The following is a 21526-nucleotide window of genomic DNA, read 5'->3' on the forward strand; positions in this document are numbered from 1 at the left end:
GGCCTGTGCGCTCCCGCCAGCGGCGCGCGGCTCAGAATTCATGCTCCTTCAAGGCGCGCCTGGCGCGTTCGCGGGCGCTGGCCAGGGCTTCTTCCTCGGTCGGGAAAATGCCCACGGGAATGTATGTTTCGGCAATCTCGGGCTCACGCGAGAGACGCACGAAGACTTGGGCCTCGAAGCCTTCATCGGGTTTTTCCACCGCATCGTAGCGGGCGATATGGGTGCCACTTTGCAAGACCTTGTCCGTCATGCTGCCTCCTGTGTCGTTCACGATGAAGCCCGTTTGACACAGCCGCAGGCATGAGGTTCTGTGCAAGCATGATGTCCTGCGGCAAGTACGGCCATCGCCGGCGACGTCAGGCCGCCAGAGGAAAGCGCACGGTGAAGATGGTGCCCTGCCCCTGCTCCTTGCAATCGACCGTGATGACGCCGCCATGGTCATGCGCGATCTCGCGCACGATGGCCAGACCCAGGCCGCTGCCGGCGATCTTGTCATTGGCGCGATAGTAGCGGTCGAAGATCAGCTCGCGGTGCTCGGGAGCAATGCCGGGACCGGAATCTTCCACCGTCAATACGGTGGCGCCCGCTTCTTCCAGGCAGCGCACCGTCACCGTCCCGTGTTGGGGAGAGTAGCGCACGGCATTGTCGATGAGGTTGTCGATCAGGTCGGCGAGCAGGAAACGGTCGCCGCGCAGACGCGCCGGTTGCAGATCGAAGCCGAGGTCGATCTGCTTCTTGTCGGCCTCCTCGATGAAGTGCTGCACCGATTCTTCCACCAGCTTGTGCAGCGACAGTTCTTCCAGCTTGCGGCTTTCGAACAGGCCCGGTTCGGAGCGGGCCAGTGCCAGCAGTTGCCGGCTCTGACGGATCATGCGTTCCACCGAGGAATTCATCATCGCCAGCGAGCGGGCGGTATCGGGCTGGTCCTGGTGCTTGTCGTGCAGCAGCTCCAGTTGCAGCTTCAGGCCGGTCAGGGGCGTACGCAACTGATGGGCGACATCGGCCATGAAGTTCTGCTGCGCCTGTTCGCCCTTGCTGATACGGGCCATGAGTTCATTCATCGCCACGATCAGCGGCTGCAGTTCCACCGGCGCGCCGAGTCCGTCGATGGCCCCCAGCTTGCCGTGGCCGCGCTGCTCCAGGTTGCGCTGCAGGCTCTTCAAGGGACGCAGACCACGCCGCACGGCGATCAGCACCACCGACAGCGAACCGAAGGTCAGCGCGCCATCCAGCAGCAGGAAGGACAGCAGGATGGTGTAATGGGCGCGGTCGCGCTTGCGCAGGGTCTCGGCCACGGCCACCGAGATCACGCCATTCTTGACCCGCACCTGCATGGCCGAAATACGGACCGGCTCACCGCGCATCTGGCCGTCATAGTTGAAGGGACGATCGTAGATCTCGCTTTCCGGCAATTGCGGGAATCCCTTGTCGCCGACCAGGATCTCGCCCTCGGTATTGCGCACGGCAAAGAAGGTGGTGTCGGAGTGATTGCTGCGCAGGATCTGTTCGGCCTGCTGGGTCAGCTCGGCCGTGGTGCGTTCCTGGCGATGGCGCACTTGCGCATACAGGCCCCAGGTGGAATCCATCAGGTTCTGGTCGAAGGCATGCTGGGCCGGCAGCCAGGCCAGCCAGTAGGTCAGGCCGGCCCCCACCAGGTTCAGCAGCAGCAAGGGCGCGATCAGCCACCTGAGCAGGTCGCGCCGGATGCTGAGGTGAGGGTTCCCGGAAGGACGCGGGGCCGCAGCAGTGCTGTCCGCCTGCTGGTCGATGACCGTCATGGTGCGGCGTACCGGTTCAGTTCTCGCTCTTTTCGAGCATGTAGCCGAAGCCGCGAATGGTGCGGATGACCACGCCCGAATCAGCGATCTTCAGGCGGATGCGCGAGACATAGACCTCCACCGCATTGATGGTGAAGTCCTCGCCCCAGGGCAGGACGGCATCGATGATCTGCTGCTTGGAAACCACGCGCGAGGCGTGCTGCATCAGGTATTCCAGCACCGTCCATTCGCGCAGCGACAGTTCGATCTTGCGACCATCGATATCGGCGCGCTTGGTGGCATTGTCCAGCGACAGACCACCCACGGTCAGTTGCGCCGGTTGCGGCGCGCTGCGGCGGATCAGCGCCTTGATGCGGGCCACCAGCTCGGGCGTGGCGAAGGGCTTGACCAGATAGTCATCGGCCCCCAGTTCCAGGCCATGCACGCGGTCGGGAATGGTATCGCGGGCAGTCAGCAGCAGCACGGGCGTGTTGTTGCCGTTGGCGCGCATGCGGCGCAGGACCTCGAAACCATCGATGCCGGGCAGGCCGATGTCGAGCACCAGCACGGCCGCGTTGAAACGCTGCGACAGCGCATCGTTGCCGTTGTTGACGGTATGCACGGTGAAACCATGCGAGTTGAGTACCCGCGACAGACCGTCGGTGAGTACCGGGTCGTCTTCGACCAGCAAAACATTCATAGGGGGACTTCTGTTGAGAAAAACGGCGCAAAACATCTGCGTAACGCTGCATCGTATTGCAGCCCAGGCCATGCTGCAAATGAGGCGTTCGCCCAGGCGGGGGGCGGCATGCGCAGAGTGTTTCTTTTTTGTCACACTCAGTTCGGCGTCAGCTTGTTGACAGCACTTTGTCAGGCTTGACCCTTAATCTTGCCAGCCATGCGAATGAGAATCCCAATCATTAGCATGTAAAAAACACTGGTCACCAGCCAGCCAAACGTCCCTCCTTGTCGAAGGACGGAGTAGCCAGCCATGCGAGGCGGTCCTGCGCGAGCGGACCGCCTCATCATTTCCTACTCCACTAGCGACAAGAACAACATGAACCGTCTCACGCCGATGGCCGCCGCATTGGTCGCCCTCTTTGCCGTCCCTCTCGCCGCCCACGCGCAGCAGGCCACTCCCGACAGCGCCACCACCACCGCGCCGGCCGACAGCCAGCTCGCCCCCGTCACGGTGGAAGGCCGTCGGGATGACTTCGCCAGCACCGGCACCGCCCTCACCAAACTGCCCGCCGACCTGCACGACGTGGCGCAATCGGTGACCGTGGTCAACAAGGCGCAGATGCAGTCGCAAGGCGTGAGTTCGCTGGCCGATGCGCTGCGCAACGTGTCCGGCATCACCCTGGGCGGGGCCGAAGGCGGTCAGATCGGCAACAACATCAACCTCAACGGCTTCTCGGCGCGCACCGACATCTATCTCGATGGCTTCCGCGACCGTGGCCAGTACTACCGCGACACCTTCGCCATCGAGGAAGTGGAAGTCCTCATGGGCCCTTCCTCGATGCTCTTCGGGCGTGGCTCCACCGGCGGCATCATCAACCAGGTCAGCAAGAAGGCCAATCTGAAGGCCGCCACCGAAATCTCCGGTTCGGTCAGCACCAATGGTCTGGTGCGCAGCACGGTCGATGTGAACCGTCCGCTCTCGGACACCTCGGCCCTGCGCATCGAAGCCATGGCCCAGAACGGCGCGGCCAGCACGCGCAACCAGACCGACGTGCAGGACTTCGGCCTGGCCGGCTCTTATGTCTGGGGCATCGGTACCCCCACCGAGATCACCCTGTCGGCCCTGTTGCAACACAACCAGGACCAGCCCGATTACGGCCTGCCGGCACTGAACGGCCATCCCGTCAACGTCGACCGCAATACCGCCTATGGCCTGGACAGTGACCGCACCATCCAGGACGTGGCTTCGTTCAATGCAGGCATCAAGCACCGAATCGCCCCGGACGTCACGCTGCGCAATCAGACCCAGTTCAACTACGTGCACACCGATGCGGTGGAAACCGCGCCCAATACCATCGGCACGATCTCTTCCAGCGGCTTCACGGCGCTCACCAATGCCAGCAGCAGCCTGCCGCTGTCCAGCCTCTACGTGCGCGGTCAGAGCCATGACCGTGTGATCACCGACTATTCCATCTTCAACCAGACCGAACTGGCGGCCAAGTTCGCCACCGGCAGCGTCAAGCACGATGCCATCGTCGGTGTGGAAGTCGGCCACGACGGCTACGACAACCAGGCCTCTTACCGCAACGGCAGCTGCAATGGCCGCTCGCTCAATGCCTCCGGTGCCACCACCGGCTACCTGGATTGCGTGAGCGTGGTCAATCCGTCCTACAGCGCTGCCGGCAGCAGCGTAGCCGATACCGCCGGCAACCATGCCGGTGGCAGCGCCAACACCATCGCCGCCTATGTGGGCGACACCATCGCGCTGGTGCCGCAATGGAAGCTGGTGGGCGGCCTGCGCTATGACCGCTATGTGGCCAGCATCACCAATTCGATCAACTCGGGCAATACCACCGGTTCCACCGCACTGGGCTATGCCCAGCAGAGCGTGAACTTCCTGAGCGTACGTTCGGGCGCAATCTGGCAGCCCAGTGTCGCGCAGTCCTATTACGTTTCCTACGGCACCTCATTCAATCCTTCGCTGGAGCAGTTGACCGGTACCGCAGGCCAGCAGAACCTGGATCCGGAAAAGAACCGTTCCTATGAAGTCGGTGGCAAGTGGGATGTCGCAGAAGGCCTGGCGCTGACTGCCGCCGGCTTCCAGATCACCAAGGAAAACGCCCGCAGCCAGGTGGCTACCGGCGTCTACGCACTGGCCGGTACGGTCCGCGTCAACGGTGCGCGCGCCGGTGCCACCGGTCGCATCACACGCGACTGGCAGATCGCCGCCAACTACACCTACCTGGATGCCAAGGTCATCGGCGGTGCCGTGGCCGACACGTCGGTAGGCAAGATCCCGGTCAACACGCCCAAGCACACCCTGACCACCTGGACCACCTACGACCTGGCCCCGCACTGGCAGGTCGGTGGCGGCGCGACCTATATGTCGCAGCGCTATGCCAACGCTACCAACACCGTGCAGGTCGGCGGCTACACCCGTTACGACGCGATGCTGGCCTACACCACCAAGGCCTACGACATCCGCCTGAACCTCTACAACCTGAGCAACAAGATGTATTACGATGCGCTGATCCAGTCCGACGGCGGCCGTTCGGTCCCGGGTTCGGGCCGTACCGCCCTGCTGTCACTGACCTATCGCATGTAAGAAAGAAGACGCGCCCATGCTCATCACCATCCCTCAGCTGCTGGACCCGCAAGCCCTGCAGCACGTACGCAACTTGCTGGACCAGGCGGGCCAAGCCTGGGTGGATGGGCGCGTCACGGCGGGCTACCAGGGTGCGCCGGTGAAGTTCAACCAGCAGATCGACGAGCATTCGGAGGTCGCCCTGCAATGCCAGCGCATCATCGTCTCTGCGCTGGAGCGGCATCCGCGCTTCATCAGCGCGGCACTGCCCAACCTGATCTACCCGCCCATGTTCAATCGCTATGGCGAGGGCATGCACTTTGGTGCCCACGTCGACGGCAGCGTGCGCATTCATCCGCATACGGGACGCAAGCTGCGCACCGACGTTTCGGCCACGCTGTTCCTGGCCGACCCGGCTGACTACGATGGCGGTGAATTGCAGATCGACGACAGCTACGGCATGCACAGCGTCAAGCTGGCCGCCGGCGACATGGTGCTCTATCCGGCCACCAGCCTGCATACCGTGACACCGATCACGCGCGGCGTACGCATGGGCTGTTTCTTCTGGATTCAAAGCCTGGTGCGCGACGATGGCCAGCGCCAGATGCTGTTCGACATGGACAACGCCATCCAGCGCCTGAACCAGACCGATGCCGATGCGCTCGCACGGCGCACCCTGGTGGGCTGCTACCACAACCTGCTGCGACAATGGAGCGAGACCTGATCGCTCCTGCGCCGGCCCAATGATTGATATCGTTTATCGGAAGTAGCGCGGATCCATCTTGCGGAACACCCAGGCCGAGATCAGGGTGATCGCGCCCACGATCACGAAGGTAATCTGGAAGCTGGCGTTGGTCGCCATGCCCGCCTCGTTCTTGAACAGATTGACCATGGTGCTGCCGATGGTCACTCCCAGCCCGATGGCCAGCATCTGCACCATCGAGAACAGACTGTTGCCGCTACCCGCATCTTCCTTGCGCAGCCCCTTCAAGGTCACACTGTTCATGGCCGCGAACTGCATCGAGTTGGAGGCGCCGAAGACGGCCAGTTGCACGATCGACGCCGCCAGCGGCCAGCCGGGCGTGATCAGCGCGAAGGAGACGATGGACAGGCCGACGATGGCCGTATTGACCAGCAGGAAGCGGTCATAGCCGAAACGCTTGACCAGCGGGGCGATCCACGGCTTGGCGATGGTGCCGGCGATGGCCGCCGGCAGCAGCAGCATGCCCGCATGCAGCGGCGAATAGCCCAGCCGCACCTGCAAGAGCAGGGGCAGCAGGAAGGGTACCGCCGAAGAACCGATGCGACACACCAGGTTGCCGGCCAGTCCGATGCTGAAATTGGGCTCACCAAACAGACCGAGCCGGAACAGTGGACGCGGATGAACGGACGCATGGCGCCAGTAGACCAGTACAGTCAGCGCTGCCAGACCGAACAGTCCGATGCTCCAGCCAGTACGGTTGTGATCGAAAGGCACGTCCAGCGCCAGCGAGAAGGCCACCATGCAGGCGGACAGCAAGACGCACCCGATCAGGTCGAAGCGAAGTGGACCGGCAAGCTTGTCATCGGGGAGAAAGTACAGTACGGCCCCCATCCCCAGTACACCTACAGGCAAGTTGATCAGAAAGATCCAGTGCCAGGACAGGCTTTCCACCAGCCAGCCGCCCAGTACAGGGCCGACCACCGGCCCAAGCTGCCCGGCAATCGAGATCGAGGCCAGCGCGGCGATATACTGCGCGCCCGGCACGGCCCGCAACACGGCCAGGCGTCCGACCGGCAGCAACATCGATCCCCCCAGCCCCTGCACCACACGCGCGGCCAGCAGCAATGGCAGCGTCGACGCCACCGCGCACAGCACCGAGCCCAGCGCGAACAGCAGGATCGCCGCAAAATACACGCGGCGCGTGCCGAAACGGTCGGCCAGCCAGCCGGAGGCCGGCGTGAGCGAGGCCATGGTCAGCGTATAGGCCACCACGACCGGGTGCATGTTCAGGACCGGTTCGCCCAGGCTGCGCGCCATGGCGGGCAAGGCGGTGTTGACGATGGTGGTGTCCAGCGTCTGCATGAAGAAGCCCGACGCGACGATCCACAGCAAGGCACGCTGGGTCACGGGATCGTTGAGAGAGGCGGGGGCGGGCGTGTCGCGAAGACGCGGCGGCAAGTTGGCGGACATGGCGAAGTCGAAGTGGGAATGCGCTGGCGAAAATACGGCGGGGACACGTCGCTCGCAAGCATCCGTGTCCCCGCGTACTACCGCCACATTCTACGCCTTGAGCGCCTTCTCATCAGAAGGCCTGCGGACGCCACTTCAGCAGGCGTCGTTCCAGCGCATGCAGCAGCCAGTCCGCCGCCAGGGCCACCACCGCCAGCACGATCATGGCCGCGAACACGCCGCTGGCATTGAAGGCGCCCTGGGCGGTGGAGATCAGCAGGCCGATACCCTGTTTGGAACCGAGGAACTCGCCCACCACGGCCCCCACCAGTGCAAAGCCGAAGCTCACGTGCAGGCTGGCCAGGATCCACGACAGCGCCGAGGGAACCACTACCGCCATGGTCACCTGGCGGCGCGAGGCACCGAGGATCTGGGCGTTGGCGATCATGTAGCGGTCAGCCTCGCGTACGCCCTGGAAGGCATTGGCGAACACCACGAAGAACACCATCACCACCGCCAGCGCCACCTTGGAGGCCATGCCCAGGCCGAAGGCGATGACGAAGATCGAACCCAGCACCACGCGCGGAATCGAATTGGCGATCTGGATGTAGAGGCTGAAGACATCCGAGAGCAGCTTGTTGCGCCCAAGGACGATGCCGGCGATGACCCCGGCCACCGAGCCGATCAGGAAGCCCAGCACGGTCTCTTCCAGCGTCACCAGGACCTGGGTCCAGAGCGAACCCTGGGAAGTCCCTTCCACCATCCAATCGTAGATCTGCGCCACGATCAGCGAGGGCTGGGAAAAGAAGAACGGATCGATCCAGCCGATACGCGCGCAGACTTCCCAGCCGCCCAGGACGATCACCAGGATGGCGATGCGCAGGCCGATCACCAGTTGGTGACGCGCGCGGATCTTGCGTTGCGCCTCCGCTTCGACGGCGGCGATGTCCATCATCGGGGCGTTGTGGCTTGCTTGTGCTTGTGTCATGGGATTCCCCTGTATTTCAGAATTGAATAGGCGATGTACGTACGCGCGTCCAGCCGCATCACGCGATGTGGACTTCCTCGCGCAGATCGGCCCAGATACGGCGCGAGATATCGATGAAGCGCTGCTCGTAACGCACCTCCTCCATCACGCGCGGACGCGGCAGGTCGATGGGGTAGACGCTCTTCAAGGTGGCCGGACGTGCGGTGAGTACATAGACCTTGTCGGCCAAGGCGATGGCTTCCTCCAGGTCGTGGGTGACGAACACCACCGAGCCCGAATGGGCCGACCACAGGCGCAGCAGTTCATCCTGCATCAGGGTGCGGGTCTGCATGTCGAGCGCCGAGAAGGGTTCATCCATCAGCAAGATCTCGGGGCTGTTGATGAAGGTCTGGGCCAGCGCCACGCGCTTGCGCATGCCGCCGGAGAGCTGGTGCGGATAGTGGTCGCCGAACTTGTCCAGGCCCACGCGGCGGATCCATTCGTCGGCCAGGGCATGCGCCTGTTCCTTGGACTGGCCACGGAACATCGGACCGGCGGCGACGTTGTCGCGCACGCTGCGCCAGGGGAAGACGGCGTCGTTCTGGAACACGAAACCGATGCGCGGATCGATGCCGTTGACCGGCTGCCCCATCACCCGCACCTCGCCCACGGTGGGCTTGAGCAGGCCGGTGATGAGCGAGAGCGTGGTCGACTTGCCGCAACCGGTCGGGCCGACCACGGCGACGAATTCACCGCGCGCCACGCTCATGGAGAAATCACGCAGCGCCACGGTGGCCTTGCCATCGGCGGTAATGAAGCGGCAGCTCACGTTGCGCAGTTCGATGGCCGGCGTTGCCTGGGCGGCCTGGCCGGCGGGGGTGAAGGCCTGCTGGTTGATGGCGTTCATCGTGGGGCTCTTTCGTAGCTGAAGGTTGAGTGCCGCCCTGACGCGCGCACGCGCATCATGGCGTAAATCATTGACGGGATGGATCGAATGCAGGGAAGGACTGGCCAATGCTCACTGCTCACTGGCCAGTTCCGGCCTCATTTCATGGTGCTGACGAATTCATCCGTGTAGGTCTTGGACAAGTCCACATGCTTGCCCTTGACGTTGGGGTTGAAACCCGACAGCACAGCCAGTACGGTTTCGGGGCCGCCCTTGGGCATCTTGCCGTCCTGCGAATACATCGGCAGCGAATTGCTCAGCGCCTGGACATACAGCGGCTTGTTGTTGCCGTAATAGTCCTTGGGCATCTTGTCGGCGATCTGCTCGGCGGTGTGGGTATTGATGAATTTGAGCGTCTTGACGAAGGCGTGTGCCAGCTTCTGGGCCTCGTCCTTGTGGCTGTTGAGCCAGCTACGCTGCACGTAGACGCTGGAGGCCGGATACAGTCCGCCCAGCGCCTTGACGGTACCCTCCACGGTACGCATGTCGATGAGCACCTTGGCGTCGCCCGTCTTGAGCAACTGCGATGCGGTCGGTTCGGTGGTCATGCCGGCATCGATGCGGCCCTGCTTCATGGCGGCGATGAAGGTATTGTCGGCGCCCACCGGCAATACCGAGAACTGCTTGGAGGTGATGCCCTCGCGGGAGGCCAGGTATTGCGTCAGGAAGTTGGTGGACGAACCCAGTCCGGTCACGCCCAGGGTCTTGCCCTTGGCATCGGCCATGCTCTGGAAGTGCGGCGCGGCCTTGGTCGAGACCAGTTCCACTTCACCCGGCACCTGGCCCAGGATGGTGATGGCGGTGACTTCCTTGCCCTTGGTCTGCAGGTCGATGGAGTGATCATAGAAACCGACCACCGCCTGAACGGCCCCGGCCAGCAGCTCATTCTCGGCATCGACCCCGGCCGGCTGCGACTGCAGCTCCACGTCCAGGCCCTCTTCCTTGAAATAGCCCAGCTGTTCGGCCAGCTTGGCCGGCAGGTAGACCATCTTGTTGATGCCGCCCACCATGATGGTGATTTTGGCGGCAGCCGACGCCTGGATCGGCATGGCGGCCAGCACGGTGCCGGCAACGGCCAGCGACAACAGGCCACGACGGAAATTTTTGTTCATGTCAGCTCCTCGAAATGGATCCAGCAGCCCGCGAATTCTACGGGGTCTTCATATAGACGGCGCAATTCACTGTGCCGCGTCGACAAACTCGTTGGTATAGGTCTTGGCAAGGTCGATGTTCTTGCCCTTGATGTTGGGATTGAAGCCGGCCATCACCTTGAGCACCTGCTCGGGGCCGCCGGCGGGCATCTTGCCATCAGGCGAATACATCGGCAGCGAGGCCTTGAGCGCCTGCACGTAGATGGCCTTGTTGCCGCCGTAGTAATCCTTGGGCATCTTCTCGGCGATGTCTTCGGCGGAATGGGTCTGGATGTACTTGAGCGTCTTGACGAAGGCGCGCGCCAGCTTCTGCGCCTCGGCCTTGTGGCTGTTCATCCAGGAACGGTGCACATAGACGCTGGAGGCCGGATAGAGTCCGCCCAGCGCGGCCTTGGTGCCCTCCACGGTGCTCATGTCGACCAGCACCTTGGCCGCACCCGAGGCCAGCAGGATGGAGGTGGTCGGTTCAGTGGTCCAGGCCACATCCACGCGCTTCTGCTTCATGGCGGCGATCAGGGTATTGCCGGCACCGACGGGCAGCATCGAGTAGTCGCCCGACTTCAGTCCGGCGCGGGCGGCCAGGTATTGCGCCAGGAAACTGGAGGACGAACCCAGCCCGGTCACGCCCAGGGTCCGCCCCTTGAGATCGGCCATGCTGTGGACACTGTCAGCCAGGTCGGCGCGCACCATCTCCATGCCGCCCGGTACCCGCAGCAGCTGGGTGATGGAGGTCACTTCCTTGCCTTTGCTCTGCAGGTCGATGGAGTGGTCATAGAAACCCACCACCGCCTGCACGGCCCCGGCCAGCAGTTCATTCTCGGCATCGACCCCGGCCGGCTGCGACTGCAGTTCCACGTCCAGGCCTTCGTCCTTGAAGTAGCCCAGGCTTTCGGCCAGCTTGGGCGGCAGGTAAATGAGCTTGTTGATGCCGCCCACCATGATGATGATCTTGTCGGCCGCATGGGCCTGCGGGGCGATCAGACCGAGCGTGCAGGCGGCCATGGCGCCGATGGTCAAGGCGCGCAGGCTGCGGCGCAATGGGGCCGCGAGCGAACGCGGAAACACAGGGGTGTCGTGACGCATTATGATTGTCTCCATATTTTTTGGGGTGGGATGGTCTGTCGCCATCTTCACTTCTTGTAGACTTGCGGGCCTATTCTAAGAAGCCGAAACCTTCATCCAGCTTTCCAAATTTCGGCTTTTTGCTTTGCAGTGCAACAAAAAGAACGTCAAGAACAAGAGACCAACGCATGAAATTGCTCCTCATCGAAGACAATCCCCAGCTTGCCCACTGGCTGGAGCAGATCCTCAAGGAACACAAGTTCAAGGTCGATATCGCCGCCGATGGCGAGATCGCCGACCAGGTGCTGCGCGACGAGAATTACGATGTCGTGCTGCTGGACCTGATGCTGCCCAAGCTGCACGGCAAGAACGTGCTGCGCCGCCTGCGCGAGCGCCACAACGGTGTGCCGGTGATGATCCTGACGGCCAGCGGCTCCATCGATGAAAAGGTCGAGTGCCTGGGCGCCGGCGCCGATGACTACCTGGTCAAACCCTTCGAGATCCGCGAGCTGGTGGCCCGCATCAAGGTGCTGGTGCGCCGCCAGACACCCGACAAGGCCGCCGAGATTCATTGCGGCGACCTGGTCTATGACAGCAACACGCGCCAGTTCGCCATCGCCGGTGCCACCCTGGCGCTACCGGCACGGGAGCATGACGTACTGGAAGTACTGATGTTGAAGCAGGGCAAGACCGTATCGAAAACGGCGCTGATGAAGGGTGTCTTCAGTCTTTCCGAAGAGCCCAGCGCGGACGCCATCGAAATCTACATTTCGCGCCTGCGCAAGAAACTGGAACACTCCAGCGCGGCCATCATGACCCTGCGCGGCCTGGGCTATCTGTTGAAGCAGAAAGATGATTGACAGCCTGCGCCTGCGCCTGCTGTGGTGGCTGCTGATCCCGATGGCGGTCTACGTGGGCTTGTCCACCAGCGATGCCTATGACAACGCCGTCTCCAGCGCCACCCTGGTGCAGGACCGCGCGCTGCTGGCGTCGGCCCGCATGATGGCGGGCCAGGTGGGCTGGAATGATGGCGCCCCGGTGGTTTCAATACCGCCTGCCGCACTGGAACTGTTTGCCTCGCCGGCCCAGGATGCGGTGTATTACCAGGTGCGCATGGATGATGACACGCTCCTGGCCGGTCGCCCGGATTTCCCCGTCCGGCCTGACTTTGCGGCGCTCTATCCGGTCTATGCCACGACCACCTTCGAAGGCAAGCCGCTGCGCGTGGTCAGCTACATCCGCGCGCTGTTCGACGAAGGCACGCTGCGCATGGTGGCCGTGTCGGTGGGCCAGACCATGCAGGGACGCCAGGAAATGATCGCCGACCAGTGGCATGCCTCGCTGCGTCGTCAGATCGTGCTGCTGTTGCTGGCCATCAGCCTGGTGGTGCTGGGCCTGACGATGGAACTGCGCCCCCTGCTGGCGCTCAAGGATGAACTGACCACGCGCGAGCCGGACTCACTCACGCCGCTGCGTGCCGGCGCTCTGCAGCAGGAATTGCGGCCCATCGTGGAAGCCATCAACCAGTACATCTTCCGCCTCAATGCCCAGGTGACGGTGCAGAAGCGCTTCGTGGCCGATGCCGCGCATCAGTTGCGCACGCCCCTGGCGGTGATCGATTCACAGATCCAGTTCGCCCGCCAGCTGGACGATCCGGCGCGGGTCAAGGAAGTGCTGGCCGCGCTGCAGGACAGCAGCCGCAGCATGACCGACCTGACCAACAAACTCTTGCTGCTCTCGCAGGCCGAAGCCTCCAACAGCATCGCCTTCCCGCGCGCGCCGGTGGACCTGATGGCGGTGGCGGCCATGGTGCTGGAAGAACTGGCCGGGCTGGCCCTGAAGAAGGGCATCGATCTCGGGCTGGAGAGCACGCTGGAAAGTGCCATGGTCAACGGCAACGAGGCGCAATTGATGGGCCTGTTCATGAACCTGATCGACAATGCCCTGCGCTATACGCCGCCGGGCGGCAAGGTCACGGTGGGGCTGGCACACAGGCGTGGCCAGGTCGTCATCACCGTCACCGACAATGGCCCCGGCATTGCGGCCGAGGTGCGCGAACGCGTCTTCGAACGCTTCTATCGCAATGCCGCGCCGGACCAGCCGGGCTCCGGACTGGGACTGGCCATCGTGCGCGAGATCGTGCAGGCTTCGCAGGGATCGATCCGGCTCGACGCGCCGGCCGGCGGGAGCGGGCTGGTGGCGACCGTGAGCCTGCCGGCATTGGAAAGCTGACGCCTCGGCGCGCAGCAATACAAAAGCGCGCAGCGCCCAATACAAACGATCAAAAAGTATCAGCCCGCGGCACGCTTTTGGCGTGGAGCGGCGCGCCCTGCCCTCGTACTCTTGCTCCTGCCCTCAAGGCAAATGGGGCTGCGCAGTGTCCTCCGCTGCACCGGCACCCGCCTGAACGATAAAAAAACCAGGAGACAAACCGTGAACAAGATCCGCTTGGGCGCCGCGTGCGCCGTCCTTGGCGCTGCCCTGCCCTTGGTGGCATCGGCGCAGTCCTGCAATGTCCCCGTGCTGAAGGTGCTGGCGCAGAAGAGCCTGGGCCTGACCGTGATGGAAAAATCGCTGGCCGATTACCAGAAGCGCACCGGCACCCGCATCGAGATCAGCTACTTCGGCGAGAACGACCGGCGCGCCAAGTCGCGCCTGGATGCCTCCACCAAGGCCGGTTCCTACCAGGTGTATTACGTCGACGAAGCCAACGTGGCCGAGTTTGCCTCGGCGGGCTGGATCGTGCCGCTGTTGAAGTATTTCCCCAAGGACGCCGACTATCAGGACTTCCTGCCCGGTCGCCGCGCCGTGGCCAGTTACAAGGACGTGGCGTATTTCGCACCGCTGATCGGGGGCTCGGACTTTCTCTTCTATCGTCGCGACCTGCTGGAAAAAGCCGGGCTGCCAGTGCCACGCACGCTGGACGAACTGGTGGCCGACATCAAGAAACTGCATTCTCCCCCGAACGTCTATGGCTGGGTGGCACGCGGCCAGCGCGGCTCGGGGATGAACGTCTGGCGCTGGGCGCCCTTCATGCTGGCGCAGGGTGGCCAGTGGACCGACAAGAACAACCAGCCGGCCTTCAACTCGCCCGCTGCGGTCAAGGCCACGCAACTCTATGCCGAACTGTTCAAGTACGCGCCCCCGGGCGCGGCTACCTATGACTGGAGCAATGCGCTGGAAGCCTTCCGCTCCGGCAAGGTGGCCTTCATGATCGAGTCCACGCCCTTCGCCGACTGGATGGAGGACAGCAGCAAATCCAGCGTGGCCGACAAGGTCGGCTATGCGCGTCCGCCCGCACCGCTGCCTTCGGCCGCCTACGGCCACGGGCTGGCCATTTCCGCCGTCGGCGCCAAGGATGAGTGCACCCGCCAGGCGGCGGGCAAATTCATCGCCTTTGCTACCGGCAAGGAACAGGAACAGGCCCGTCTGCGCGAAAAGGTCTTCAGCGACTACAACCGCACCAGCACCATCCAGAGCGATTACTTCCAAAAGCACGTCAAGCCGCAAATCCTCGCCGGCCTGAAGGACACCACGCCGGTCTCCAGGCTGACCATCTGGCCCAGCCCGCAATGGCCGGACATCGGCGACAACCTCGGCGTGACGCTGGAAGAAATCTTCACCGGTACCCGCAAGGATATTCCGCGTGCCCTGGACGAAGCCGCGCAGTATGCGCAGGACGCGATGGAACACGCGCGTAAATAATTTACTTCATTCAATCGCGTTACACGCTGCAGCCGCCCTGCTCCCTTGCCGGACCAGGGCGGATTCCGGAGTCCTGCATGTTCAATCGTGGAAAGACCTCGCTGCCCTACCTGTTCCTCGGCCCCTCACTGTTGGTGATGCTGGTGCTGGGGCTGGTGCCGACGGTGGCGGCGATCAACCTGGCGCTGAAAAATCGCGTGCTGCGCTATCCCGACAGTGACTATGTCTGGCTGCGCAACATCGAGCGGCTGATGTCGGACCGGCGCTTCCTCAACGCCATCGAAGTCTCGGCCATCTGGGAAGTGGTCACCGTACTGGGTGCGGTGGCGCTCGGCATCCTCATCGCCATCTACCTGTTCGAAAACGTCCATGGCAAATGGCGCCAGGCCATGTGCGTGCTGCTGATCACGCCGGTGCTGCTGCCACGCGTGTCGGCCGCCTTCATCTGGAAGTTCATGTATTCGCCGCTGACCGGCATCCTGGGCTGGCTGCTGGGGCTGGTGGGCATCCATGACACGGCCTTCCTGTCGGACCCGGTGCTGGCGCTCTATGCGGTGGCCGCCGTGGATATCTGGCAGTGGGGACTGTTCTTCGCCGTGATCGTATTGAAGCTGCTGGAAACCTTGCCTCCCGAACCGCTGGAAGCGGCCCGACTCGATCATGCGCGCACCTGGCAGGTGTATGCCTATATCGCCCTGCCGATGTTGAAGGCCCCGCTCATCAGCCTGGTCTTCATCAAGATGGTGGAATCGCTGCGTTCCTTCGACCTGATTTACGTGATGACCAAGGGTGGACCGGGCGTGGCCACCGAGACGCTGGACATGTATGCCTATGCACAAGGCATCGGACTCTCGGGCAAGGTCTCCTATGCCTCCACCATGGCGGTGCTGATGATGGTGGCGACCACACTGATCTTTACCCTGATCTGGAAACGGGTGAGCCAATGGGAAGACTGATCACACGCTGCGCCATCTGGGGCGTGGGCATCCTGCTGGTGCTGGTGGCGGTGTTTCCGCTGTTGTGGGCGCTGCTCAATTCCTTGAAGACCTTGCTGGACATCGTCACACCGACGCCGCGCTTCATCTTCACACCCACGCTGGAAAACTATCGCCAGGTCATCGGCAGCCCGGAAGTGCTGGTGGGCCTGAGCAACAGCATCGTCATCGTCGGCAGCGCCGTGCTGCTGGGTACGCTCATGGGCGTACCGGCGGCCTACGTGATTGCGCGCTACCACGTGCCGGGCAAGCGCGACATCCAGTTCTTCCTGCTCTCGCTGCGCTTTCTGCCGCCGGGGGCGGTGGCCATTCCGCTCATTGCGATCTGGGTCGATCTGGGACTGTATGACACGCGTTTCTCGATGATCGTGACCTACCTCCTGACCACGCTCTCGACCATCACCTGGCTCTCGATTCCGGTATTCCAGCGCATGCCGCGCGAGATTGAAGAAGCCGCCACCCTCGATGGCTACGGCCCCTACGCGGTGTTCTGGAAGATCGCCCTGCCCAACTGCGCCGGCACCTTGCTGGGCGGGATCATCTTCAGCTTCGTGCTGGTCTGGAACGAACTGATGATCGCCCTGGCGCTGACCTCCTCCAACAGCGCCACCCTGCCGGTGGTGGCCTCGGCCTTTACCTCCATGGGGCAGGAAGTGCCGTGGGGCGTGATCAACGCTTCCACCGTCTTGCTGGCGCTGCCGCCCCTGATCTTTGTCGGCGTATTGAGCCGGCTGTTGAATTCCATCCTCACCGGAAAATAAGGAGACCCCATGCAAGCCCTCGTACTCGAAGCCACGCGCGAACTGGCTCTGCGCGACATCGACCTGCCCCAGGAGCTCGGCCCGCAGGATGTGCGCATCCGCATCCATACCGTCGGCATCTGTGGCAGCGACCTGCACTACTACACCCATGGTCGCATCGGCCCCTTCAAGGTGGACGCGCCCATGGTACTGGGACACGAAGCCTCGGGCACCATCACCGAGGTCGGCAGCGAAGTCAGCCAGCTCAAGGTCGGCGACCGTGTCTGCATGGAGCCGGGCATCCCGCGCCTGGATTCGCCGGCCACCCTGCGCGGCCTGTACAACCTCGATCCCGCCGTGCGCTTCTGGGCCACCCCGCCCATCCACGGCTGCCTCACCGGCAGCGTGGTGCATCCGGCGGCGTTCACCTACCGGCTGCCGGACAATGTCAGCTTTGCCGAAGGTGCCATCGTCGAACCCTTGTCCATCGGCCTGCAAGCCGCTACCAAGGCACGCATGAAACCGGGCGACACCGCCGTGGTGATCGGTGCCGGCACAATCGGCGCCATGACCGCGCTGGCCGCCCTGGCCGGGGGCGCGGCGCGCGTGATCCTGGCCGATGTGGTGGCGCAGAAGCTGGCGCATTTCGCGCACAATCCGGCCGTCATCACGGTGGATGTGACACGGCAGGCGCTGAGCGATGTGGTACGGCAAGTTACCGAGGGCTGGGGTGCCGATGTGGTCTTCGAAGCCTCGGGCCATGCCGGGGTCTACCAGACCCTGCTGGACCTGGTCTGCCCGGGCGGCTGCGCGGTACTGGTCGGCATGCCGCCGGAACCGGTGGCGCTGGATGTGGTGAGCATGCAGACCAAGGAAGTACGACTGGAATCAGTGTTCCGCTATGCCAACATCTTCCCGCGCGCACTGGCCCTGCTGAGCTCGGGAATGATCGATGTGAAGCCTTTCATTTCACGCAGCTTCCCCTTCTCGCAGGGGATTGAGGCTTTCGAGGAAGCCGCGCGCGCTCATCCGCAGGATGTGAAGATCCAGATCGAAATGGAAGGCTGACCATGGCTGACATCCACTGCCAGGGCCTCTCCAAGCATTACGCCGGCGGCCCGCCGGTGCTGCATCCGCTGGACTTGCGTATCGGCGACGGTCAATTCGTGGTCCTGCTCGGCCCCTCCGGCTGCGGCAAATCCACCATGCTGCGCATGATCGCGGGGCTGGAAGAAATCAGCGGCGGCACACTCTCCATCGGTGGCCAGGTGGTCAACGACCTGCCCGCGCGGGAGCGCAACGTGGCCATGGTGTTCCAGAACTATGCGCTCTATCCGCACATGAACGTCTATGACAATATCGCCTTTGGCCTGCGGCGCTTGAAGCGCCCGGCGGATGAAATCGATCGCCGCGTACGCGAGGTGGCTGCCATGCTCAATCTCGAGACCCTGCTCGACCGCAAGCCGCGAGCCATGTCCGGCGGACAGCAGCAGCGTGCCGCGATTGCGCGCGCCATCATCAAGACGCCCTCGGTGTTCCTCTTCGATGAGCCGCTCTCCAATCTCGATGCCAAACTGCGCGCCCAGTTGCGCGGCGACATCAAGCGCCTGCACCAGCGCCTGCGCACCACCACCGTCTACGTCACCCATGACCAGCTCGAAGCGATGACCCTGGCCGATCGCGTCATCCTCATGCACGGCGGCCGCATCGTGCAGGCAGGCTCACCGGCCGAGCTGTACCGTTATCCACGTACGCTCTTTGCGGCGGGCTTCATCGGCACGCCCGCCATGAACTTCCTCGATGGCGTGGTCGAACGGGACGACGCCGTGCTGGCCGTACGCTGTGAAGAGCGGCGCTGGATTCTTCAGGATGAAAGGTTTTCACGCCTCACGCCGGGAATGACGGTAAAGTTGGCGGTACGTCCTGACTACGTCCGCATTGCCGACGAGCGGGAAGCCATCCGCAGCCTGAACTGCCCGGTCAGTGTGGAACTGGTGGAGATCCTGGGGGCCGATGCGCTCCTGACCACCCGCTTCGGTCAACAGACGCTGACCGCCCTGGTGAGCGCGCAGCACCTGCCGCAGGCAGGCGAGCGCCTGCACCTGGCCTTCGATGAGCAGGCGCTGCATGTGTTCGATGTACAAAGCGGAGAGAACCTGTCGCTGCCCGCAGCCGCCTGCGCGGCCAGCGGGCATGATGACGGCCCGCATGGCAAGGAGACCAAGCATGAGTCCGGATCTGGAGCTGGTGCATACACGCCAGGACGAATCGTTCAGGGCCTGGGTGCATGACTACCCGCACACGGTGGCCAAGTGGCATTTCCATCCCGAATACGAAGTCCACATCATCACCGCCTCCAGCGGCAAGTTCTTCGTGGGCGACTTCATCGGCGACTTCGCCCCCGGCAACCTGGTGCTGACTGGCCCCAACCTGCCGCACAACTGGGTCAGCAATCTCGGTGCGGGCCAGCAGGTGGCCGCGCGCGACCTGGTACTGCAATTCTCGCGCTCCTTCGCCGACCGCATGCTGGGTGCCATCCCGGAGCTCTCGCCCTTGCAGGATCTGCTGGAGGGGGCGGCGCGCGGCTTGCAGTTTCCTGATGCCCTGGGCAGGTCGATCATCCCGCTGATGCGGGACCTGGCACAGGCCAATGGCGCGCGCCGTGTAGTGCTGATGATGAGCGTGCTGGAACAACTGGCCTCCTGCCGCGAACGCAGACCACTGGCCGGACCGGGCTACGATCTGGATGCCCAGCGCCACATGTCCTCCACCATCAACCAGGTGCTCTCCTGCATCCGCCAGAACCTGGGCGGCAATCTGCGCGAGAGCGACGTGGCCGAACTGGCCGGCATGAGCGTGAGCAGCTTTACCCGCTTCTTCAAGCGTCATACGGGCTGCACCTTCATCCAGTACCAGAATGGCCTGCGTCTGAACGAAGCCTGCGAACTGCTCATGTGCACCGCACTGAGCGTGACCGAGGTGTGCTACCGGGTCGGATTCAACAATCTCTCCAATTTCAACCGCCAGTTCCTGGCCCACAAGGGCATGCCGCCCTCGCGCTTTCGTGCGCTGCACCGGCTCAACGACGACGTCCGGGCAGTTGCGTAAAGCCCATCCACGTGTACGCAAAGGAAAACGATTTGAGCTATCTCGGCATCGACCTCGGCACTTCCGAAGTCAAGCTCGTCCTCACCGACGACGCCTCCCAAGTCATCGCCACCAGCAGCGCCCGGCTGCGCGTGGACAATCCGCATCCGCTGTGGTCCGAGCAGGCTCCGCAGGCGTGGTGGAATGCCACCCTGGACGCCATCGCCGCACTGCGCAGCCAGGCTCCGCAGGACTTCCGGGCACTGCGCGGCATTGGCATCTCCGGCCAGATGCACGGGGCCACGCTGCTGGACCGCAACGGCAACGTACTGCGTCCGGCCATCCTGTGGAACGACATGCGCGCGCATGCCGAATGCGTGGAGCTGGAAGCCCTGGTACCCGACGCGCCGACGATCACGGGCAACCGAGCCATGCCGGGATTGACGGCACCCAAACTGTTGTGGCTGTCGAAATACGAAGCTGCGGTGTACCGCGCCATCGACAAGGTCCTGCTGCCCAAGGATTACCTGGGCTGGAAGCTGACGGGTGAATTCGTCTCCGAGATGTCGGACGCGGCCGGAACGCTGTGGCTGGATGTCGCCCGACGTGACTGGTCCGATCGCATGCTGGCCGCCACCGGGCTGGATCGCAGCCACATGCCGCGCCTGGTCGAAGGCAGTGACGTGGCCGGGCATCTGCGTGAAGAGTTGCGGCGCGAGTGGGGTCTGAGCGGCCCGGTCGTGGTGGCCGGTGGTGCCGGGGACAACGCCGCCAGCGCGGTGGGCATCGGCGTGATCGAGGCGGGCGATGCCTTCCTGTCACTGGGCAGTTCGGGCGTCCTGTTTGCCGCCACGGCGCGACATGCGCCCAATCCACAGCAGGGTGTGCATGCGTTCTGCCACTGCCTGCCGGGGCAATGGCACCAGATGAGCGTGATCCTGTCGGCGGCGGCCAGCCTGCATTGGCTCGCAGGCGTGACCGGGCAGCCCGTGGCCACGCTGGTGGCGGGCGCGGCGCAACTGACGGCGATACAGCAGGCGCAGGCGCCGCTGTTCCTGCCCTATCTGAACGGCGAGCGTACGCCGCACAATGATGCGACGGCCAAGGGCGTGCTGTTCGGCATGACACCGGCGCATGACAGTGCACACCTGGCCTATGCGGTGATGGAAGGGGTGGCCTTTGCGATGGCCGATGGCTATGCGGCTTTGCAGGCGGCAGGTACGCTTCTCAAGAGTGCAGCCCTGGTCGGCGGCGGGTCGCGCAGTGCGTTCTGGGGGGAATTGTGTGCGACGGCCTTGGGCATTGCACTGCGGCGACATGCGGGGGCGGAGGTGGGGGCGGCCATGGGCGCGGCCAGGTTGGCGAGGTTGGCCGATACCGGTGAAGAGGCGGGCCGCGTGTGCGTGGCGCCCGAGGTACTGGAGTGGTACCGGCCCGACTCGGCAAGGCAGGCACAACTTCAGCGCAGGCTGACACAATACCGGCGTCTCTATCGCGGTCTTGCAGACGAATTCATCGCCTTCTCGCAGTCCTGATGTTGGCTGATGGCTGAGCTCCCATCTACTCCGCGACAAAAATAAAACCACAGCATTTATCGAAGAAATTCAACAGACTTCATGCAGGTCCTCGGGCAACATCTGCGCTTCCCGATGCGGCCTGCTGAGGTCTTCCGCGCCTTCTTCGGGACATTCATTTTTCC

The 21526-nt window shown here is 63.6% G+C and carries 19 protein-coding genes; 11 read left to right on the forward strand and 8 right to left on the reverse strand.

Features of this window, described 5'->3' with window-relative positions:
• Positions 1–31: 31 nt before the first annotated feature.
• The 3 genes from GWL_RS13485 to GWL_RS13495 all read right to left on the reverse strand — a co-directional run bounded on the left by GWL_RS13485 (position 32) and on the right by GWL_RS13495 (position 2457).
• The gene (locus GWL_RS13485; RefSeq protein WP_008331060.1) at positions 32–250 is read right to left on the reverse strand and encodes a hypothetical protein; all 219 of its coding nucleotides are present in this window, start codon (positions 248–250) and stop codon (positions 32–34) included.
• A gap of 106 nt (positions 251–356) precedes the next feature.
• The gene (locus tag GWL_RS13490) at positions 357–1778 is read right to left on the reverse strand and encodes a sensor histidine kinase (protein WP_008331062.1); all 1422 of its coding nucleotides are present in this window, start codon (positions 1776–1778) and stop codon (positions 357–359) included.
• A gap of 16 nt (positions 1779–1794) precedes the next feature.
• Positions 1795–2457 (reverse strand): response regulator transcription factor, encoded by a 663-nt coding sequence (locus GWL_RS13495; RefSeq protein WP_008331064.1) that lies wholly within the window; start codon positions 2455–2457, stop codon positions 1795–1797.
• A gap of 357 nt (positions 2458–2814) precedes the next feature.
• On the opposite strand from GWL_RS13495, the gene GWL_RS13500 reads away from it, so the two are divergent.
• Both GWL_RS13500 and GWL_RS13505 read left to right on the forward strand, forming a co-directional pair.
• A complete protein-coding gene (locus GWL_RS13500) occupies positions 2815–5043 on the forward strand; it encodes a TonB-dependent siderophore receptor (RefSeq protein WP_192811580.1) in 2229 nt (742 codons plus the stop codon).
• A gap of 16 nt (positions 5044–5059) precedes the next feature.
• Positions 5060–5746: a Fe2+-dependent dioxygenase gene (locus GWL_RS13505; RefSeq protein WP_008331069.1), complete on the forward strand. Its 687-nt coding sequence runs from the start codon at positions 5060–5062 to the stop codon at positions 5744–5746.
• 33 nt (positions 5747–5779) lie between these two features.
• Here the strand turns inward: GWL_RS13505 and GWL_RS13510 are convergent, their stop codons facing one another.
• From GWL_RS13510 to GWL_RS13530, 5 genes are all read right to left on the reverse strand, one after another.
• On the reverse strand, positions 5780–7195 hold the full coding sequence (locus GWL_RS13510; RefSeq protein ID WP_157174244.1) for a DHA2 family efflux MFS transporter permease subunit: 1416 nt from the start codon (positions 7193–7195) through the stop codon (positions 5780–5782).
• A 112-nt stretch (positions 7196–7307) separates the two neighbouring features.
• Entirely contained in the window at positions 7308–8162 is an 855-nt protein-coding gene (locus tag GWL_RS13515; RefSeq protein ID WP_008331071.1) for an ABC transporter permease, read from the reverse strand.
• 58 nt (positions 8163–8220) lie between these two features.
• Complete coding sequence (locus tag GWL_RS13520; protein WP_008331072.1) at positions 8221–9048, reverse strand: ABC transporter ATP-binding protein; 828 nt, start codon at positions 9046–9048, stop codon at positions 8221–8223.
• A 137-nt stretch (positions 9049–9185) separates the two neighbouring features.
• On the reverse strand, positions 9186–10199 hold the full coding sequence (locus GWL_RS13525) for an ABC transporter substrate-binding protein (RefSeq protein WP_008331073.1): 1014 nt from the start codon (positions 10197–10199) through the stop codon (positions 9186–9188).
• A 66-nt stretch (positions 10200–10265) separates the two neighbouring features.
• Positions 10266–11321 (reverse strand): ABC transporter substrate-binding protein, encoded by a 1056-nt coding sequence (locus tag GWL_RS13530; protein WP_008331074.1) that lies wholly within the window; start codon positions 11319–11321, stop codon positions 10266–10268.
• Between the two features lie 167 nt (positions 11322–11488).
• Between GWL_RS13530 and GWL_RS13535 the strand changes: the two genes are divergently transcribed.
• The 9 genes from GWL_RS13535 (at position 11489) to xylB (ending at position 21362) form a co-directional block, all read left to right on the forward strand.
• Positions 11489–12160, forward strand: coding sequence for a response regulator (locus GWL_RS13535; protein ID WP_008331081.1), 672 nt, complete (start codon positions 11489–11491; stop codon positions 12158–12160).
• Positions 12153–13532, forward strand: a complete 1380-nt coding sequence (locus GWL_RS13540) for a sensor histidine kinase (protein WP_008331083.1) — start codon at positions 12153–12155, stop codon at positions 13530–13532. Before GWL_RS13535 ends, GWL_RS13540 begins: the two co-directional genes overlap by 8 nt.
• A 201-nt stretch (positions 13533–13733) precedes the next feature.
• A complete protein-coding gene (locus tag GWL_RS13545) occupies positions 13734–15005 on the forward strand; it encodes a sugar ABC transporter substrate-binding protein (RefSeq protein WP_008331084.1) in 1272 nt (423 codons plus the stop codon).
• A 77-nt stretch (positions 15006–15082) separates the two neighbouring features.
• Positions 15083–15961: a carbohydrate ABC transporter permease gene (locus GWL_RS13550; RefSeq protein ID WP_008331085.1), complete on the forward strand. Its 879-nt coding sequence runs from the start codon at positions 15083–15085 to the stop codon at positions 15959–15961.
• Complete coding sequence (locus GWL_RS13555) at positions 15949–16761, forward strand: carbohydrate ABC transporter permease (protein WP_008331086.1); 813 nt, start codon at positions 15949–15951, stop codon at positions 16759–16761. The genes GWL_RS13550 and GWL_RS13555 overlap by 13 nt, the downstream gene beginning before the upstream one ends.
• Positions 16762–16770: 9 nt before the next feature.
• The gene (locus GWL_RS13560; RefSeq protein ID WP_008331087.1) at positions 16771–17808 is read left to right on the forward strand and encodes an NAD(P)-dependent alcohol dehydrogenase; all 1038 of its coding nucleotides are present in this window, start codon (positions 16771–16773) and stop codon (positions 17806–17808) included.
• A 2-nt stretch (positions 17809–17810) separates the two neighbouring features.
• A complete protein-coding gene (locus GWL_RS13565; RefSeq protein ID WP_008331088.1) occupies positions 17811–19031 on the forward strand; it encodes an ABC transporter ATP-binding protein in 1221 nt (406 codons plus the stop codon).
• Complete coding sequence (locus tag GWL_RS13570) at positions 18967–19848, forward strand: AraC family transcriptional regulator (protein WP_034350823.1); 882 nt, start codon at positions 18967–18969, stop codon at positions 19846–19848. The genes GWL_RS13565 and GWL_RS13570 overlap by 65 nt, the downstream gene beginning before the upstream one ends.
• Before the next feature lie 32 nt (positions 19849–19880).
• On the forward strand, positions 19881–21362 hold the full coding sequence (gene xylB / locus GWL_RS13575; protein ID WP_008331091.1) for a xylulokinase: 1482 nt from the start codon (positions 19881–19883) through the stop codon (positions 21360–21362).
• Positions 21363–21526 lie beyond the last annotated feature (164 nt).

This window comes from Herbaspirillum sp. GW103 (assembly GCF_000261365.1).
GTDB lineage: Bacteria > Pseudomonadota > Gammaproteobacteria > Burkholderiales > Burkholderiaceae_D > Herbaspirillum.

Excerpts from the sequence above, each read along its gene's own strand:
- GWL_RS13520 (WP_008331072.1), bottom strand. The coding sequence starts at position 9,048 with ATGAACGCCATCAACCAGCAGGCCTTCACCCCCGCCGGCCAGGCCGCC.
- GWL_RS13495 (WP_008331064.1), bottom strand. The coding sequence starts at position 2,457 with ATGAATGTTTTGCTGGTCGAAGACGACCCGGTACTCACCGACGGTCTG.
- GWL_RS13530 (WP_008331074.1), bottom strand. The coding sequence starts at position 11,321 with ATGCGTCACGACACCCCTGTGTTTCCGCGTTCGCTCGCGGCCCCATTG.
- GWL_RS13515 (WP_008331071.1), bottom strand. The coding sequence starts at position 8,162 with ATGACACAAGCACAAGCAAGCCACAACGCCCCGATGATGGACATCGCC.
- GWL_RS13505 (WP_008331069.1), top strand. The coding sequence starts at position 5,060 with ATGCTCATCACCATCCCTCAGCTGCTGGACCCGCAAGCCCTGCAGCAC.
- GWL_RS13555 (WP_008331086.1), top strand. The coding sequence starts at position 15,949 with ATGGGAAGACTGATCACACGCTGCGCCATCTGGGGCGTGGGCATCCTG.
- GWL_RS13560 (WP_008331087.1), top strand. The coding sequence starts at position 16,771 with ATGCAAGCCCTCGTACTCGAAGCCACGCGCGAACTGGCTCTGCGCGAC.
- GWL_RS13490 (WP_008331062.1), bottom strand. The coding sequence starts at position 1,778 with ATGACGGTCATCGACCAGCAGGCGGACAGCACTGCTGCGGCCCCGCGT.
- GWL_RS13510 (WP_157174244.1), bottom strand. The coding sequence starts at position 7,195 with ATGTCCGCCAACTTGCCGCCGCGTCTTCGCGACACGCCCGCCCCCGCC.
- GWL_RS13535 (WP_008331081.1), top strand. The coding sequence starts at position 11,489 with ATGAAATTGCTCCTCATCGAAGACAATCCCCAGCTTGCCCACTGGCTG.
- GWL_RS13540 (WP_008331083.1), top strand. The coding sequence starts at position 12,153 with ATGATTGACAGCCTGCGCCTGCGCCTGCTGTGGTGGCTGCTGATCCCG.
- GWL_RS13565 (WP_008331088.1), top strand. The coding sequence starts at position 17,811 with ATGGCTGACATCCACTGCCAGGGCCTCTCCAAGCATTACGCCGGCGGC.
- GWL_RS13525 (WP_008331073.1), bottom strand. The coding sequence starts at position 10,199 with ATGAACAAAAATTTCCGTCGTGGCCTGTTGTCGCTGGCCGTTGCCGGC.
- GWL_RS13500 (WP_192811580.1), top strand. The coding sequence starts at position 2,815 with ATGAACCGTCTCACGCCGATGGCCGCCGCATTGGTCGCCCTCTTTGCC.
- GWL_RS13485 (WP_008331060.1), bottom strand. The coding sequence starts at position 250 with ATGACGGACAAGGTCTTGCAAAGTGGCACCCATATCGCCCGCTACGAT.
- GWL_RS13570 (WP_034350823.1), top strand. The coding sequence starts at position 18,967 with ATGAGTCCGGATCTGGAGCTGGTGCATACACGCCAGGACGAATCGTTC.
- GWL_RS13550 (WP_008331085.1), top strand. The coding sequence starts at position 15,083 with ATGTTCAATCGTGGAAAGACCTCGCTGCCCTACCTGTTCCTCGGCCCC.